At 61.5% G+C, this 16,495-nt stretch carries 17 protein-coding genes and 1 tRNA gene; 7 read left to right on the forward strand and 11 right to left on the reverse strand.

From position 1 onward, the window contains the following. Positions 1-27: 27 nt before the first annotated feature. The 8 genes from lexA to P8Q88_RS04925 all read right to left on the reverse strand — a co-directional run bounded on the left by lexA (position 28) and on the right by P8Q88_RS04925 (position 8,560). Positions 28-726: a transcriptional repressor LexA gene (lexA, locus tag P8Q88_RS04890; protein WP_278322694.1), complete on the reverse strand. Its 699-nt coding sequence runs from the start codon at positions 724-726 to the stop codon at positions 28-30. 146 nt (positions 727-872) lie between these two features. Beyond that, positions 873-1,658, reverse strand: a complete 786-nt coding sequence (gene trpC, locus P8Q88_RS04895; protein WP_278322695.1) for an indole-3-glycerol phosphate synthase TrpC — start codon at positions 1,656-1,658, stop codon at positions 873-875. Continuing rightward, positions 1,655-2,647, reverse strand: a complete 993-nt coding sequence (gene trpD, locus P8Q88_RS04900) for an anthranilate phosphoribosyltransferase (protein ID WP_278322696.1) — start codon at positions 2,645-2,647, stop codon at positions 1,655-1,657. The genes trpC and trpD overlap by 4 nt, the downstream gene beginning before the upstream one ends. Then, the gene (locus tag P8Q88_RS04905; protein WP_278322697.1) at positions 2,644-3,258 is read right to left on the reverse strand and encodes an anthranilate synthase component II; all 615 of its coding nucleotides are present in this window, start codon (positions 3,256-3,258) and stop codon (positions 2,644-2,646) included. Before P8Q88_RS04905 ends, trpD begins: the two co-directional genes overlap by 4 nt. Before the next feature lie 59 nt (positions 3,259-3,317). Beyond that, on the reverse strand, positions 3,318-4,280 hold the full coding sequence (gene pip / locus P8Q88_RS04910) for a prolyl aminopeptidase (RefSeq protein ID WP_278322698.1): 963 nt from the start codon (positions 4,278-4,280) through the stop codon (positions 3,318-3,320). Further along, positions 4,277-5,122, reverse strand: coding sequence for a phosphodiester glycosidase family protein (locus tag P8Q88_RS04915; RefSeq protein WP_278322699.1), 846 nt, complete (start codon positions 5,120-5,122; stop codon positions 4,277-4,279). The genes pip and P8Q88_RS04915 overlap by 4 nt, the downstream gene beginning before the upstream one ends. Further along, a complete protein-coding gene (gene trpE / locus P8Q88_RS04920) occupies positions 5,119-6,669 on the reverse strand; it encodes an anthranilate synthase component I (RefSeq protein WP_278322700.1) in 1,551 nt (516 codons plus the stop codon). Before trpE ends, P8Q88_RS04915 begins: the two co-directional genes overlap by 4 nt. Further along, on the reverse strand, positions 6,626-8,560 hold the full coding sequence (locus P8Q88_RS04925; protein WP_278322701.1) for a peptidylprolyl isomerase: 1,935 nt from the start codon (positions 8,558-8,560) through the stop codon (positions 6,626-6,628). Before P8Q88_RS04925 ends, trpE begins: the two co-directional genes overlap by 44 nt. A gap of 203 nt (positions 8,561-8,763) precedes the next feature. On the opposite strand from P8Q88_RS04925, the gene tpiA reads away from it, so the two are divergent. From tpiA to pyrG, 3 genes are all read left to right on the forward strand, one after another. Next, complete coding sequence (tpiA, locus tag P8Q88_RS04930) at positions 8,764-9,525, forward strand: triose-phosphate isomerase (RefSeq protein WP_278322702.1); 762 nt, start codon at positions 8,764-8,766, stop codon at positions 9,523-9,525. Between the two features lie 102 nt (positions 9,526-9,627). Beyond that, positions 9,628-9,984, forward strand: a complete 357-nt coding sequence (secG, locus tag P8Q88_RS04935) for a preprotein translocase subunit SecG (RefSeq protein ID WP_278322703.1) — start codon at positions 9,628-9,630, stop codon at positions 9,982-9,984. 103 nt (positions 9,985-10,087) lie between these two features. Further along, entirely contained in the window at positions 10,088-11,722 is a 1,635-nt protein-coding gene (pyrG, locus tag P8Q88_RS04940) for a CTP synthase (protein ID WP_278322704.1), read from the forward strand. A gap of 339 nt (positions 11,723-12,061) precedes the next feature. Here the strand turns inward: pyrG and P8Q88_RS04945 are convergent, their stop codons facing one another. Beyond that, positions 12,062-12,535: an Hsp20 family protein gene (locus P8Q88_RS04945; protein WP_278322705.1), complete on the reverse strand. Its 474-nt coding sequence runs from the start codon at positions 12,533-12,535 to the stop codon at positions 12,062-12,064. A gap of 157 nt (positions 12,536-12,692) precedes the next feature. Here P8Q88_RS04945 and grxC point away from each other — a divergent pair, with 157 nt between their 5' ends. From grxC to P8Q88_RS04965, 4 genes are all read left to right on the forward strand, one after another. Beyond that, positions 12,693-12,956, forward strand: coding sequence for a glutaredoxin 3 (gene grxC / locus P8Q88_RS04950; RefSeq protein ID WP_278322706.1), 264 nt, complete (start codon positions 12,693-12,695; stop codon positions 12,954-12,956). Beyond that, a complete protein-coding gene (locus P8Q88_RS04955) occupies positions 12,957-13,787 on the forward strand; it encodes a carbon-nitrogen hydrolase family protein (protein ID WP_278322707.1) in 831 nt (276 codons plus the stop codon). Beyond that, positions 13,784-14,263 carry a DUF1178 family protein gene (locus P8Q88_RS04960; protein WP_278322708.1) on the forward strand — a complete coding sequence of 160 codons (480 nt, stop codon included), beginning with the start codon at positions 13,784-13,786 and terminating at the stop codon, positions 14,261-14,263. Before P8Q88_RS04955 ends, P8Q88_RS04960 begins: the two co-directional genes overlap by 4 nt. A 37-nt stretch (positions 14,264-14,300) precedes the next feature. Beyond that, positions 14,301-14,377: transfer RNA gene (locus P8Q88_RS04965), tRNA-Arg, on the forward strand. Here the strand turns inward: P8Q88_RS04965 and P8Q88_RS04970 are convergent. Together P8Q88_RS04970 and P8Q88_RS04975 are read right to left on the reverse strand one after the other, a co-directional pair. After that, entirely contained in the window at positions 14,378-15,556 is a 1,179-nt protein-coding gene (locus P8Q88_RS04970; protein ID WP_278322709.1) for an MFS transporter, read from the reverse strand. Then, the gene (locus P8Q88_RS04975; RefSeq protein WP_278322710.1) at positions 15,553-16,467 is read right to left on the reverse strand and encodes a haloalkane dehalogenase; all 915 of its coding nucleotides are present in this window, start codon (positions 16,465-16,467) and stop codon (positions 15,553-15,555) included. The genes P8Q88_RS04970 and P8Q88_RS04975 overlap by 4 nt, the downstream gene beginning before the upstream one ends. Positions 16,468-16,495 lie beyond the last annotated feature (28 nt).

A 16,495-nucleotide genomic window follows, 5' to 3' on the forward strand; every position in this document is an offset into this window, starting at 1 on the left:
GCATATTCATCTCGAAGCCAGCTGCACTCAATGATAGCGGCGCAAAAGCCCTGCAAGCTTGCCCTGAACCTTGACCCGGTGCGATTCGTAGACCTGTGGCTCGTAGGAGCCGTTTGCAGGATCAAGCCGGATTCGCCCGCCGTCGCGTCGCAGATATTTTAGCGTTGCCTCTTCATCGTCCACCAGCGCCACGACAATCTCTCCATCCCGCGCAGTGTCGGAGCGGCGTACAAGTGCGAAATCGCCATCGAAGATGCCCGCCTCGATCATCGAGTCTCCCGATACTTCGAGCGCATAGTGTTCGCCCGGGCCGAGAAGAGCGGCAGGCACCGGCATACTGCTCTGTCCCTCGATCGCCTCGATCGGAGCGCCTGCGGCAATCCGCCCATGCAGGGGCACGTCAATGATGTCATTCGCCGGTTCCGGCGCGACGGCCTTCGCGGTCACAGCAGCTGCCATGGTAGCACCGGTATCGTTGGCGACCGTCGGCTTGCTTGACCCCGTCACCGCATCCTCGGGCAGCTTCACCACCTCGAGTGCGCGCGCGCGATTGGGAAGACGACGGATGAATCCGCGTTCCTCGAGCGCCGAAATCAGGCGGTGCACACCCGACTTGCTCTTCAGATCGAGCGCTTCCTTCATTTCCTCGAAACTTGGCGAGATTCCGGTTTCTTCCAATCGCTGCTGGATGAACCGGATAAGCTCGTGCTGTTTGGCCGTCAGCATTTTGCGCAACTCCCGTGCCTTCTGTTCACAAAGAGGTGAACGAATACGGAACAATTAGGCAACCGATTGCGGGCAGTCAAGCAATTCCGCCATTTTCGATCCAGTTCAGATGGAACAGGCGTTCCCGAAACGTGCTATTCGGACGTCTAGCCGTTCAGCAGAGCACGCGTGGCCGAGGCAACGTCCGTTTGCCGCATAAGGCTTTCGCCGACGAGGAAGCTGCGTACTCCGCTCTGAGCCAGACGTTCGCAATCGGCATGATCGACAATGCCGCTTTCGCCGACGACGAGGCTGCCATCGGGCGCGCGAGGGGCGAGGGTTTCGGTCGTTGCGAGGTCAGTCGTGAATGTGCGCAGGTCGCGATTGTTTATCCCGATCAAGCGCGACCTGAGTCGGGCCGCGCGGTCAAGTTCGGCTGCATCGTGCACCTCCACGAGGACGTCCATATCATAGTCGATCGCGGCTGCCTCAATCTCCTGCATCGCGCCATCGTCTAGTGCGGCGACTATGATCAGGATCGCATCTGCGCCGATCGCGCGGGCCTCGGCCACCTGCCATGGATCGATCATGAAATCCTTTCGCAGGACAGGAAGGTCGCAAGCGGCGCGCGCGGCGACGAGGTAATCCTCATGGCCCATGAAATAGGGGGCATCGGTCAGAACAGAGAGGCACGCCGCCCCGCCTCTTTCGTATTGCCTGGCGTGTTCGGCGGGCTGAAAATCCTCGCGAATCAGCCCCTTGGAGGGCGATGCTTTCTTGATCTCGGCGATGAGCCCGAAACCGTGACGTTGCGCCCGCTCGAGCGCAGCGCGGAAACCGCGCGGCGCAGAATGCTCGCTGGCGAGCGCATCAAGCGCGCCCATCGAGCGCTCCTTTTTGCGCGCGGCGACCTCGTTTCGCTTGGTTTCGCAGATTTCAAGCAGCTTGTTCATCGTGCCAGTGCAATCCAGTCTGCCAGCAGCTTGCCTGCCGCGCCAGAGTCGATGGCTTCTCCCGCGATTTCTGCGCCCTCGGTCCAGTCGTCGCATCTTCCGGCCACGATCAGCGTTGCGGACGCGTTGAACAGAACTGCATCGCGGTAGGGACCGGGTGTGCCAGACAAGAGCGCCTCGAGTGCCCGCGCATTGTGCACGGGATCCCCGCCACGGATGGCCTCAACCGGTGCATGGGGCAGATTGGCTTGCACGGCGCTTACGCGGCGCATTTCGAAATCTCGCCCGATCACGTCCGCAAGCTCATTCCCTCCCGCAAGGCTGAGTTCGTCCAATCCCTCATCACCTGAAGCGATAAAGGTCCTTTGCGTGCCCAGTTTCGCCTTTGCCGCGGCGTAGATCGGGACATATGCGGGACGCGCGATACCGATAAGTTGCCTCTGGACGCCCGCGGGGTTGGAGAGCGGCCCCATCAGATTGAAGATTGTCCGTACGCCCAGCTTCTGACGGATCGGCTGAATGCGGCCCATGGCGGGATGGTGATTCTTAGCGAAGAGGAAGCAAATACCGAGTTCTGCCAAAGTCTTCTCGGCCGTTCTTCCCGCCGCGTCCATGTCGAGCCCAAGCGCCTCGAGCGTGTCCGCGGCACCCGACTTGCTGCTCGCCGCTCGGTTGCCGTGCTTGGCCACGGGCACGCCGCAAGCGGCAACCACGAGGCTTACCGCGGTCGAAACATTCAGCGTGTGATGGCCATCGCCCCCGGTCCCGCAACAATCCACGGTGCCTTCGGGAGCATCGATCGGGATCAGGCGCGCACGCAGCGCGCGGGCCGCTCCGGCAATCTCGTCCGCCGTTTCGCTGCGCATCGACATGTCTCTGAGAAACCGCGCGATCTCGGCATCGCTAGTTTCGCCATCAAGGATCCAGCCGAAGACTTCCTCCGCTTCCGCTTCGCTCAGATGCGTTTCGGATTGCGGAAGCGCCTTCACGCCGGCACCTTGGCTGCGATGCCGCAAACCGCGAGGAAGTTCGCAAGCAACGCGTGGCCGTGCTCTGTAGCAATGCTCTCCGGATGGAATTGCACCCCGTGGATCGGCAATTCTTTGTGCCGAAGCCCCATGATGCTCGTACCGTCGAGCCCCGGCGTGCTACTCGTGGCATTGACCTCGAGGCAGTCGGGTATGTTCTCGACGATCAGCGAATGATAGCGTGTCGCGGTAAAGGGCGAGGGCAAACCCGCAAAAACGCCGGTGCCGTCGTGTTCGACTGCCGAGGTCTTGCCATGCATCAATCCGCCACGGGAGACCTTGCCGCCAAAATGCTGGCCGATCGCTTGGTGCCCGAGGCAAACGCCCAGCAACGGGCGTGCTCCTTCAGCGCAGGCGGCGACGAGATCGAGACTGATGCCCGCTTCATTGGGCGTGCAGGGGCCGGGCGAGATCAAAACGCCGGCAACGTCGCGCGCCATTGCCTCCCCTACGGATAGCGCATCGTTGCGCACCACTTCCACTTCCGCACCGAGTTCCATGAGATAATGGACCAGGTTGAAGGTGAAGCTGTCGTAATTATCGATTACGAGGATGGATCGGTTGTCGGTCATTCGTCCGGATCAATGGCGTCGAAAAGCCAGGCTTTCAAGGAAGTCGGATTGATGTGACGTCACGCCTGCTTGCCAGCGAAATGGTCTGTCGCCCGCACAAGCCCGTCGACAATCCCTGGCTCGGCGGCCGAATGGCCGGCATCGGGCACGATCCACAGATCGGCATTCGGCCAGGCTTTCCTGAGCGCCCATGCTGATGTGGGTGGCGTGCAAATATCGTGGCGTCCCTGCACGATAATGCCCGGCAGATGAGATATCGTCCCGACATTGGCGAGCAATTGCGCTTCTTTCAGGAAGAAATCCTCAAGAAAGAATTTCGCGCAAATCCGCGCGAAAGGCACTGCTTTTTCCGGATTGGCAAAGCTGTCGAGCAATGCGGCATCTGGCAGAAGGGTGGCGACATTGCCCTCCCACAGTGACCATTCGCGTGCCGCGGCGAGGCGAGTTTCCTCGTCCGGGCTGGTGAGCCGTTTGTAATAGGCGCGCACCAGGTCGCTGCGCTCTGCCTCGGGAATGAGGCCGGTGAAATCGTCCCACTGCTCGGCCATGATCTCGCTGGCACCATAGCTGTAGAGCCAGTGCTTTTCCGTCTGGCGAGCGAGGAATACGCCGCGCAGGATTATTTCGCTCACTCTGCCTGGATGGGTTTGGGCATAGGCAAGCGCGAGGGTTGCGCCCCAACTCCCGCCGAACACCTGCCACGTCTCGTGCCCGCACATCTCGCGCAGTCGCTCTATATCGGCGACGATGCGCCAGGTATCGTTGTTCTCGATTTCCGCGAAAGGTAGAGACTTTCCGCAGCCGCGCTGGTCGAAAAGCAAGACGTCATAGAGATCCGGATCCCACTGGCGGCGATGATCGGGCGACATGCCGCCACCGGGGCCGCCGTGGAGAAAGACTGCCGGCTTGGCACCCTTCGTACCGACACGCTCGTAATAGAGCGAATGCCCTTCGCCGACGTCGAGCATGCCGGTCTCATACGGCGTGATTTCGGGATAGAGCGTGCGGCGTTCTTCGGTCATTCGGTGTCCTTGCGGGTGACGACGACAATCGGGCCGATCGGCGCGCCACTATCGAGCCTGTCGGTTGCGGGGTTCCACAGCTGCGAAACATTGCCATCGAGGAACAGGGCGTTGGGAACATCGAGTTCGTCCCGATAAAAACGGGCCAGCTTGCCGAACGATATTGGCGCGTTCGAAATAACGAAATGCGCGCGTCCTTCCGCATCGACGCCGACGGCATTGCGGACCAGTCGCGACGGCCCATCGCGGGTGATTTCAGGGTGCAGCGCGCCATCGATGACGAGCATGGGCCCGGACTGCGTGCCGAATTCCGGGCGCTCGCTGACATTTGCGAGAAAGCTTTCGGTGGTGCGCACGCTCCACTCGCCACCCGACCCATAGAAGACCCCGTTCGGCTTGAGGTGGAAATTGCCTTCGCCGTCAGCGGTGTTCAGCGTTTGCAAGCGCTGGGAAGCCTCTACGAAGTAGCCGATCGGCTTGCCGTCGTCATCGAACATGCCGGCGTTCATTGCGAATGCGACTTCGCCGCTGCCGCGCTGGCGCGCTAGCGCTTCGAGGCTGCGGTAGGGCGCCTCGCCAGACGGACCCAGATCCATGCTGATCCTGTGTCGTACCGGTGTGGCGAGGCAGTGGGTTAGCGGCGTATCCTCGAAGATGATGGAGCGGCAGGCGCTTTCGACCGAGCTCGCTACGGTCGCGGTCTCTTCGGGCGAGGGTGCGGCGCTGGGCTGGGCCGCCTGGCCGTTCCCGTCGATCCGCGCCCGGACGACCGGCTCGCCGGCAGGCTGCTGCTCGCAGGAAGGGAGCAGCGTCAGCGCAAGAAAGGCGCACAGGACTCTCATTGGCCATATCCCGACTGTCGCGAGATCCTGACGGCTTCCTGGGCGGCCGCCAGCAGGGCACCTGCCTTGGCCTCGCATTCGCGCTGCTCGTAATCGGGATCGCTGTCTGCCACGATGCCAGCCCCGGCCTGCACATGCATGATACCGTCCTTCACGATGGCGGTGCGCAGGACGATGCAGCTGTCGACTGAACCGTCCGGGGCGAAATATCCGACGCCGCCGGCATATGGCCCGCGCGTGGCAGGTTCGAGTTCGGCAATGATCTCGCATGCGCGGATTTTCGGGGCGCCACTGACCGTGCCCGCCGGGAAACCCGCGAACAGGGCATCGAGGGCGTCTTTGCCCGGATCGAGCTGCCCTATCACATTGCTGACGATATGCATGACATGACTGTACCGTTCGACGGTGAAACTATCGGTGACGGCGACGCTGCCCGACACTGCGACGCGTCCGACATCGTTGCGCCCAAGATCAAGCAGCATCAAGTGCTCGGCACACTCCTTGGGGTCCGCCAGAAGGGATTTCTCGGCGAGCCGATCCGCATCCGGCGAAGCACCGCGAGGTCGCGTGCCCGCGATCGGACGAATGGTAACCTCGCCATCGCGCACGCGGACGAGAATCTCCGGACTGGAGCCCACCACAGCGAAGCCCGGAAGGTCGAGAAAATACAGGAAAGGCGAAGGATTTACGCGCCGCAAGGAGCGATAGAGTGCCATCGCTGGCAGCGAAAACGGACTGGTGAACCGCTGGGACAGAACGACCTGGAAGATGTCTCCGGCAGCGATATAGTCCTTCGCCTTCGCGACCATTGCGCGGTAATCATCCTTGGCGATGCACGAGGTCAGCTCAGGCTCCGGTCCCTCGAGCTGCTGCTCGGGTTGCCGGCCAAGCGGCTGCGCCAATCTGCTGAGAGCCGCGTCGATCCGTTCGGACGCAACCTCAATTCGCATGCCCGGCCAGACGGGCGCGACGCAGAACAGCGTATCGCCGAGCCGATCGAATACGAGGACGACCGTCGGGCGGACGAACAGCATGTCTGGCAGAGCCAATTCGGCGGCGGGCGCCCGGGGCAATTTCTCAACCAGGCCGATCGTTTCGTATCCGAAATAGCCGACCAGGCAGGCGAGAGCCGGCGGCAATTCTGGCGGCGTTTTGCAGCGGCATGATTTGGCGAGGTCGCGCAGGGCGTCGAGCGCATTGCCGCTATAGGATTCGAATGCCGCGCGCTCCTCGCGCCAGCTGCGGTTTATCTCGGCTTTTTCGCCGCTTGCGCGGAATACCAGGTCCGGGTCGATACCGATCAGGCTGTAGCGACCGCGCGTCTCTCCGCCTTCGACCGACTCCAGGATAAAATCGCCACGATCGGGTTCGAACAGCTTGAGCGCGGCGCCGACAGGCGTTTCCGTATCGGCGACGACCTTGCGCCAGACCAGTGCCGGACGTCCCGCCTCAAGTTCTGCTTGCGCCTCTTCCAGGCCTTCTAGCTGGTCCGACAAGGGCGGCTCAATTCGTGCCGAGGAGCTGACGCCGGACAGCTTCGATCGCATCTTCGTTCCGCTCGACGCCCAGTTCCTCGCGCATCGCAAGGCGCAATTGCTGCGCGTATTCCTCACCAATCACGGGCCCGAGCTGCTGGCGGGCCTGGGCGATAAGCGGATCGTCATCAGCAATGTCGTCCATCGTGATGTCGTTGAGATCGACGACGAAAAAACCGATGTCCTGAGCAGCCTCCAGCTTTTTCGTTGTTCCCTCAGCCATGCTGAAAAGAAGGGCCAGCGGCGGCGGAATGCGCTGCTCGCGCCGCGCAGCGAGCTGTTCGCGCGTGAGATTGATCTGTTCGGGAGCAGGAAGTTGGACCTCTTCCGCCGCAAGCGCGGCAGCAAGCGTTGCTCCCCCGCGAACGCGCTTTAATACGCGATCGGCCGCAGCCTGCGCGCGCTTGAGACCTTCGGAAATCCGCCAGCTCGCTTCGACCCGATCGCGGATTTCCGCAAGAGGGGCTCTGGCCGCAGGCGTGATCTGCGCGACTTCATAAACGAGGTATGATCCACCCCCTTGCAGTGGCGCGATCTCGGGCTCTTCTTCCTCCATCTGGAAGATGGTCTGCAACGCAGGAGCAAGGACCTCGGGCAGGGTTTCCTGAGCCTGGTAAATGCGACCGTTGGCGAGCGCGGGGCGCGTCGTCGTCAGCTCCAGGTTGAGTTCCTCGGCGACTTCGGTCAAGGTCGCACCGTCAGCCAACTGGTCCTCGATCTCGATGGCAAGTTCGGCCAGCCCTTCGGTGCGCTTTTCCTCGCGCAGAGCCGTGGCGATCTCCTCGCGCACCTGCTCGAGCGACCGCACCTGTTGGGTGATGACGTCGTCGATCTGCGCAATGTGCCAGCCGAGCGGGCTGCGGGCGGGCTCGGTGATCGCACCCTCGGACGCTGCAAAATAAGCGTCAGCGACCGCTCGCGAGGCCTGACTTGTCAACTCGGACTGCTCCAGACCGGTCAGCGGCGTTGCGCGCAAACCGGCTTCGCGGGCAACGGCATCGAACGAGGCGCCACCTGCGATGCGCTGACGAAGTGACGTCGCCGCAGCCTTGGTGGGTACGATCAATTGCGTGACGTCGCGCGTTTCGCTGGCCGCAAATTGCTCGCGATCGCGCTGATAGCGGGCTTCTATTTCGGCTGCAGTCGGATTGACTCGATCACCGAGTGCCTCGCTATCAAAGGTGGCGAAGCGAATGATCCGGCGTTCGGGCCGCACGAAGTCTGCCGTGTTGGCCTCGTAATAGCGCTGCAAAACTGCAGGCGACGGGTCGCCCTGCGGCGCAAAGCTGGCCGATGGCAGCAGCGCGATAGTGCCCTCGCGGCGCTCCTTGAAAAGCTGGGCATAACGGTAGGCGAGCCTTTCGGGCACTTGCGCGCCGAAGGTGGCTGGCACGAACAATTGCTGCGAAACAAGGCCGGTGGCGAAATCCTCGCGCGCCTGTGCATCCGAAATGCGCGCCTGTGCGAGGGCCTGGCGATAGATGTCCTCGCTGAAGTTACCGTCTGCGCCTCGGAAGGCCGGAAGCAAGCGGATTTCGCTATTCACCAGATTGTCGCCCGCACGGATGCCGTATTTCTCGGCATATGTGCGAATGGCGAAGCGATCGATCAGCGTTTCCAGCGATTGCTCCAGACCGCCCTGCGCGATGAATTCCTCCATCGTCAGCGTGGGATTTTGCTGGCGCGCACGATCGAGGCCGTTATTCGCCGCCTGAACGAGATCAGCCGTGCCGATCTTCTCCCCTCCGACGACAGCCACGCGGTCACCACCGGCTACGCCGCCGAAGGCGCCGGTGCTCGACACGTCCGCACTGGCGAAGGCGAGCGCGATCAGGCCCAGAAAAACAAGCGCCAGCGCGAGGCCAAGCTTCGTCTTGAAGATGTTTCGGAAAAACGTGAGCATGATGTTCGGGCGATCCCGGAAGAATTGACAATCCGCAGTCGCTCGGCGCGCCTGCCTTCGGTCGCAGCCTTTATCTGCCATGCGACCTCGCCGCAACAGGTTGCGAAGGGTTTTGACGCGCGGCGAAACCTTGTCTAGCGGAGCGCAACACATCGCCCCTATAGCGGGCGACCCCGTCATCCCATCCTGACAGGACACACGCAATGGCCGAGCGGCCCTATATCGTTGGAAACTGGAAAATGTTCGGCACGCGCGCCATGCTTTCGGAAGCGCGCGCCATCGACCGTGCCGCGCAGCGCTACATGAAGGTCGAGGTCGCGGTCGCGCCTCCCTATACGCTGATTCACGCAGTCCATAAGGAAGCCGAGCAGATCGGCGTCGGCGCGCAGGACTGCCACCCGGGCGAAGAAGGACCCCATACCGGGGACATCAACGCTGCCATGGTGGCGGATGCCGGTGCCAAATTCGTCATTCTCGGCCACAGCGAGCGGCGACAGGATCACGGTGAGACCGGCGATCTGATCAACGCCAAGATCGAATCGGCGATCGAGGCCGGGCTGCGGGTAATCCTGTGCTGTGGGGAATCGCTCGAGACGCGCGATGCCGGTCAGGCGGAAGACTTCGTTCTCGGGCAGCTGCGCCCGGCGCTCGAAAAGTTCGAGGACCCTGCCGATCGGCTGACAATCGCTTATGAACCGATCTGGGCGATCGGCACAGGCCGCACCGCAACGCCTTTGGATATCGAGGCAATGCACAAGGCGATCCGCAATTTGCTCGATGAGGTGTATGGTGCCGAGCGGTCTGCTGACGTCCGCATTCTTTATGGTGGTTCGGTCAAGCCAGACAATGCGCGCGAGATCCTGACAACGCCCGAGGTTGGCGGCGCCCTCGTCGGCGGAGCCAGCCTGAGCGCGGAAACCTTCCTCGGTATCGTAGTGGCCGCTTCGGAAACCGAAGACGCGTAACCCATATCTGCGCGATTGCAGCGCGCCCTTGTCGTTTGCCTGCCCTGCGCCTAAGTGCGGCGCAGCGGCAACGACCAATTCAATCGAAGAGTACCCGAAGTCATGTTCCTGTTTCTCACCGTGCTCCAGGCCATCGTCGCAGCGGCCCTAGTGGGCGTCATTCTGATGCAGCGCTCCGAAGGTGGCGGTCTCGGAATTGGCGGCAGCCCCTCGGGCATGCTGAGTGCGCGCGGCGCGGCAGACTTCCTCACACGGTCGACGAAATGGCTGGCCGTTCTTTTCGTCGTCCTGTCGATCGCCCTGGCCGCCGTCGCAGTTGAATCGACCAGTGGTAGTGCGATCGAATCCACCCTCGACCGCACGGTCGCGCCCGCAGCTCCCGCCGATCCTCTGGGCCCGGCCACAACCGGCGATGCGGCCCCCGCGAGCGACGATCCGCTGGCCGACGTGACCGAATAACCCTTTTCCCTCGTGAAGCTGTGGATTGCGCGGCATTCGCCGCGTGACCACGCATGCTTTGCGCTTGCCCCGAATCCATTTCTCAGCTTAAGGCCCGACTCCCATGGCGCGGTATATTTTCATCACCGGCGGCGTGGTCTCCTCGCTTGGCAAAGGTCTTATGGCGGCATCGCTTGCCGCTCTCCTCCAGGCGCGCGGCTACAAGGTCCGCATCCGTAAGTTCGATCCCTACCTGAATGTCGATCCGGGGACGATGAGCCCGTATCAGCATGGTGAAGTCTATGTCACTGACGATGGTGCGGAAACCGACCTCGACCTTGGTCACTACGAACGCTTTACGGGCGTTTCCGCGCATCAGGGCGACAATGTCACTTCCGGCAGGGTCTATCAGCAGATCATCGCAAAGGAACGGCGCGGGGATTATCTCGGCGCGACGGTACAAGTCGTCCCGCATGTCACCGACGCAATCAAGGAATTCGCTCTGGCGGACCAGGGCGATCACGATTTCATCCTGTGCGAGATCGGCGGGACAGTGGGCGACATCGAGAGTCTGCCCTTCATGGAAGCGATCCGGCAGTTGCGGAACGAGCTCGAGCCGATGCAGTCGCTGAGCGTTCACGTGACGCTGGTTCCCTATATCGCAGCGGCAGGCGAGCTGAAGACCAAGCCGACCCAGCACTCGGTACGCGAACTGGCGAGCCTCGGGATAAAGCCCGACGTGCTGTTGTGTCGTGCGGAGCATCCGATCCCCGAAGGCGAGCGCCGCAAGATTGCCAATTTCTGCAACGTGCGGATGGAGGCGGTCATCCCGGCGCTCGATGCGCCGTCGATCTACTCGGTGCCTTTGCAGTACCATGCGGAGGGTCTCGATACCGAGGTTCTTCGCGGTTTTGGCATTACCGATGCGCCTGAGCCCGATTTGTCACGCTGGTACGACGTGGTCGATCGCCACTCCAATCCTGAAGGCGAGGTCACGATCGGCGTCGTTGGCAAGTATGTCGGTTTGCAGGACGCCTATAAGTCGCTCAATGAAGCACTGATCCACGGCGGCATGGCTCACCGCGTCAAGGTCAATATCAAGTGGATCGATGCCGAGGTGTTCGAGCAGGACGAGAGCGATATTGCCGCGCAACTTGAACCCATGCACGGGATTTTGGTGCCGGGCGGCTTCGGCGAGCGCGGATCGGAGGGCAAGATTGCGTCGGTCCGGTTCGCACGCGAACGCAAGGTACCGTTTCTTGGCATCTGCCTTGGCATGCAGATGGCGTGCATCGAAGGGGCGCGGACCGCCGGTTTCGAGCAAGCAAGCTCCACCGAATTCGGAGAAACAAGCGAACCGGTGGTTGGCATCATCACGGAATGGATGTCCGAAGAGGGGCTTCAGACCCGAGAAGCGGGTGGCGATCTCGGGGGCACGATGCGCCTAGGCGCTTACGACGCCAGGCTTTCAGCCAATAGTCACGTGTCGTCCGTCTACAATGGAGCGACGGAGATCTCCGAACGGCATCGTCATCGCTACGAGGTCAACGGCGCCTATATCGAGCCGCTGGAAAAGCAGGGTCTCATATTCTCAGGCATGTCGCCAGACGGACTTTTGCCGGAAATCGTCGAGCGTCCCGATCATCCGTGGTTCGTCGGGGTGCAATTCCATCCCGAGCTCAAGTCCAAGCCGTTCGATCCGCACCCGCTCTTCGCAGGGTTTATCGGCGCAGCCCTCGAGCAGGCGCGGCTGGTTTGAGAAATTTCGGATTATCTCTTTTAGTAAGTCATTGAAATTATTGGATGCAGGTCAGCGCGGCTTGTATGTACGCGACAGCATCTGAGAACGCTCCGATTTTCCGGTTTATCTTTTGATATATCTCATGCAGACTACAATTGTTGTCGCGCAAAGGGGCGCGGCAAATCGAGACATCTGTAGTGCCGCCACGCGGTGGGGCTTGCCTCGATGACGGTCGTCTTCTGCGACCCGGACGGCCGATTTCGAGGTTGGGCGGCGTTTAACGTCGCGGGGGCGGAACTTTCGTTCCGCCCCCTAAACGTTTAGCCAGAATTTTTTGAAAGTTCAGGCCCTCAGGCCTCAGGCCGCTTCGTTACCTTTGACAGCTTCGTCCGAGACGATTTCCAGCGGCTTCTGTCCGCCAATCGCGATCTTCTTCGGCTTCATGGCTTCGGGCACCTCGCGCACGAGGTCGATCACGAGAAGCCCATCGGCCAGATCGGCATTGGCCACACGCACGTAGTCAGCAAGCTCGAAACGCCGTTCGAAACCGCGATTGGCGATGCCGACATGCAACATCTCGCCATCGCTCGCTTCATCGCGCTTGCGGCCCTGGACGACCAGCAGATTCTGTTGTGCAGTGATGTCGAGATCGGCAGGACGGAAACCTGCAACCGCCAGGGTAATGCGGTATTCGTCTTCGTCGCGACGCTCGATATTGAAGGGGGGATAGTTGTCGCCGCCGGCATTGCGTGCCTGACGTTCCATAAGATCGAACAAGCGATCGAAACCCACGGTGGAACGGCGGTATTGGGTCATATCCATACGGTTCATAGAAACAAATCCTCTTGTTGAGCGATTCATAAGGCGGGGCCCTTCGTGGCACCCCGTCGCCGCCACTTAGCTTGGCGACACGATCAAGATAGGGCCGGCGAAAGCGCTTTCAAGTTTCCCGCCGCGAGCCTAGAAACCCTTGCGAAACGAGGAATGCATGAGCCAATCACCCGTCACGATCTACACCAAATTCGGTTGCGGTTACTGCGTGCGGGCCAAGCGCTTGCTCGACCAGAAAGGCGTCGATTACACCGAACACGATATCACCATGGGTGGTCCCAAGCGCGACGAGATGCTCGAGCGCGCTCCAAATGCGCGTACGGTTCCGCAGATTTTCATCGGGGATACCCATGTCGGCGGTTCCGACGATCTCGCTGCGATGGAGCGCGAAGGCAGACTCGATACATTGCTGGAGGCCTGAGTGCCCCGCATTGCCTTGCTGCAGATGACGTCGGGCATCGACCCTGATGCCAATGCTCGCGCCATTGCGGATGCCATCACGGTGGCGGCGGGCGAGGGCGCAGCAATGCTCTTCACACCCGAGATGAGCGGTTTGCTCGATCGTGACCGGAAGCGCGCTGCACGATCCATTCACCGGGAAAACGATACGCCGGCCCTGGCCGCAGCACGCAATGCTGCTTCAAAGGCGGGTGTCTGGGTCTCGCTAGGCTCGCTGGCCGTCCGCACTGATGGCGAACGCTGGGCCAATCGCGCCTATGTGATCGGACCCGACGGCGATATCGCGGCCAGGTACGACAAGATCCATATGTTTGACGTAGACTTGGCCACCGGGGAAAGCTGGCGGGAGTCCAATGCCTATGCGCCGGGTGACGAGGTAGTCACGATCGAGGATACGCCGGTTGGCCGTCTTGGCTTGTCCATCTGTTATGACATCCGCTTCCCGGCACTGTACGAAGCGCTCGCGCGCGAGCGCTGCGATGCACTGTCGATCCCGGCCGCATTCACAGTTCCGACCGGAAAGGCGCATTGGCACGTGCTGCAGCGTGCACGCGCGATCGAGGCGAGCGCCTTTGTCATTGCCGCGGCCCAGGCGGGCGAACACGAGGATGGAAGACACACCTATGGACACAGCCTCGTAGTCGATCCTTGGGGCGAAGTTTTGCTTGATATGGGCGACACGCGTTCCGGACTTGGCTACGTAGACTTCGATCTTTCAAGGATCGGCGAAGCTCGTCGACAGGTGCCCAGCCTTGAAAACCGGCGAGAAATCCCCTCTCAGGCGCAACCATGATAGTATACGACCTCTCCTGTATCGAAGGCCATCGGTTCGAAGGCTGGTTCGGCTCGTCCGCCGATTTCGAAGCGCAGCGCGAGCGCGGCTTGGTATCCTGCCCTGAATGCGGATGCAGCAAGGTCGCGAAGGCACCGATGGCGCCTGCCGTTTCGTCGAAATCCAACAGCGGTACTGTCGTCGAGGGCAATAGCGAGTCAGCCGGAAGCACGACACCGATCATGCGAGGTGAGCTTCCGGCCGAGGTAAGGCAGGCCGTCGAGACGCTTGCCAAGGCGCAGGCGAAAGCCCTGAAAAGCAGCACTTGGGTGGGCGAAAAGTTTGCCGAACAGGCCCGCTCGATGCACTACGGAGAAGCAGACGAGGCGCCGATCCACGGTAAGGCCACCAAGGACGAAGCCGAGGAAATGCTCGCCGAGGGTATCGCGGTCGCGCCGCTGCTATTCCCGGTCGCTCCGCCGGACGAACTCAACTGATTGCCAAGCGGCACCCGTCTGCTAGACGCCGCTGCGGGCGCCCGTAGCTCAGTCGGATAGAGCACCAGATTCCTAATCTGGGGGCCACAGGTTCGAATCCTGTCGGGCGCACCACTACCGACCCAGCCGCATGGCCAGAAAGCTCAAGCCGCATAGCGCCATCGAAAATACGGCCAGCAGCCCGCATGTGCCTGCCCAGCCAGCCGCGTCGTAAATGGCTGTACCCGCAAAGCTGCCGATGCCGCCCCCAAGGAACATCAGCACGATATAGATCGTCGTCAGGCGCGTCCTGAGATCCGGCTCCAGCGTCAGGAAGGTCATTCTGCCGGTCACATCGATGCCGGGACCAACCAGATTCGCCAGTACCAAGGGAATGAGGAGCGTCGCTAGAGCAAAGCCCAGCGGATACAACAGCAGGATGCCGACGAGCTGGATTGCGGCGAACACGAGACGGGCCTTGCGCGCGCCGACGCGATCAGCCCAGCTCCCAAGGCGTGGAGTGGAAAAGATGCTGATAGCCGCGATGCCCGCAAGATAGCCGACCATGTCCGTCCCGTATCCGAGTTCGGGTGAGGTCAGATGCAGAGCAAGCGCAAGCCACAGGGCGATGAATTGCGCGAAATTGAGTGCCTGGATCGCTCCGGACAGCAATATCTCCCGATGGCGTGTAATGAGCGGGAAAACCGATTGCAGGAGCGCGAAATAGCTCTCGCGGGTCGCGGCACTTCGTTCGCCCACTTCCATCAGGCGCGGAAGTGCTAGCGTCACCAAGAGCATGAGCGTTGTGGCCACCCAATAGACTGAACGCCAACCGCCGTATTCGGCCAGCACCCCCGCGCCGACCCGCGCAACCAGAATGCCCAGAATTACGCCCGCGGTCAGCAGGGCCATGACCTGCCCGAGCCGGTCCGGCGCCACCCGCTTGGAAGCATAGGCGGGCAACAGATAGGGCGCGATCGTGAAGAAGCCGAGCAGGGTCGACCCGGCAACGAACAGGGCGAAACTGCCAGCCAGCGTCATCACTGCCAATGAAGCGGTCTGACCACAGGCGAACACGATCGTCAGGCGCCGGTTTGAAATCCGGTCACCGAGCGGCAGAAGAAGGAAAATACCGACTGCAAGCGCTAGCTGGTTCAGAGCTGGGACCAATCCGATCTGCGCGTGGCTGACGCCGAAATGGTCTGCGACCTCGCCGATGATCGGATGTATATAGTAGGCATTCGCCGTGACCACCGCGACCGCGATGGAAAGCGAGAATTCCTGCGCGCGCGTGAGCCGCGCCAAGTTGCTCAAGCGAGATGCCCCGCCTTGCGAGCCATGTCGATAACGCCTGCGGCCAGTTCTTCCGGTCTGTCTTCCTGGCTGAAATGGCCACAACCGGACAAAGTGCGATGCGGTTGACCCGCGGCGCCAGCTATGCGCTCGATGAGAAACTTCTCGCTTCCCTTGGTCACAGGATCATCCTCTCCGAACAGCGTCAGGAAGGGTCGATCATATGCAGCAAGGGCAGGCCAGGCCTCCTTGTTTTCTTTTACCCCTTCCATGCCGTCTTCGACCGGGACGAGGCTTGGGAACGCGCGCGCTCCGGCCTTGTATTCCTCCGAGGGGAAGGGGGCGTCGTATGCGGCGATTTCCGCTTGGCTACGCTTGGTCGCAGTCGCCCGGTCCAGTAGGGGGCCGATAGCGAAATCCGGCGAGCTGCGCGAGAACTCGCGCCATGCCAGGAACGCTTCCGAAGGGCTGCCTCCGGCCGGCAGGAAGGTATTGCTGGCCACTACGCATGCGAAGAGATGAGGCTCATGGGCCAACATTCGCAGGCCGAGAAGGCCGCCCCAGTCCTGTACGAACAGCGCTGCCGGCCGCGGCTCGACGGCTGCACGCCACTGCTTCAGCCAGTCGACGTGGCGCGCATAGGTGTAAAATTCGATGTCGTCAGGTTTGTCAGACTTGCCGAAGCCGATGAGGTCGGGGGCAAGAACGCGGAAACCCGCATCGACAAGGACCGGGATCATCTTGCGATAGAGAAAAGACCAGCTCGGTTCGCCATGAAACAACAAGAGGGGCGGTGCCGCCCGATCACCCTCATCGACATAGTGTTGGCGGGCGGTAAGTCCTTCACCGAGATCGACCTCGAACCAGTTTTCCTCGAAAGGGTAATCCGGAATGTCGGAAAATCGTTCAGCGGGGGTGCGCAGGATTTCCATGAGTCTCTCCCGTATGGACGACGGTACA

The sequence above is a fragment of the Qipengyuania marincola genome (genome assembly GCF_029688625.1).
GTDB lineage: Bacteria > Pseudomonadota > Alphaproteobacteria > Sphingomonadales > Sphingomonadaceae > Qipengyuania.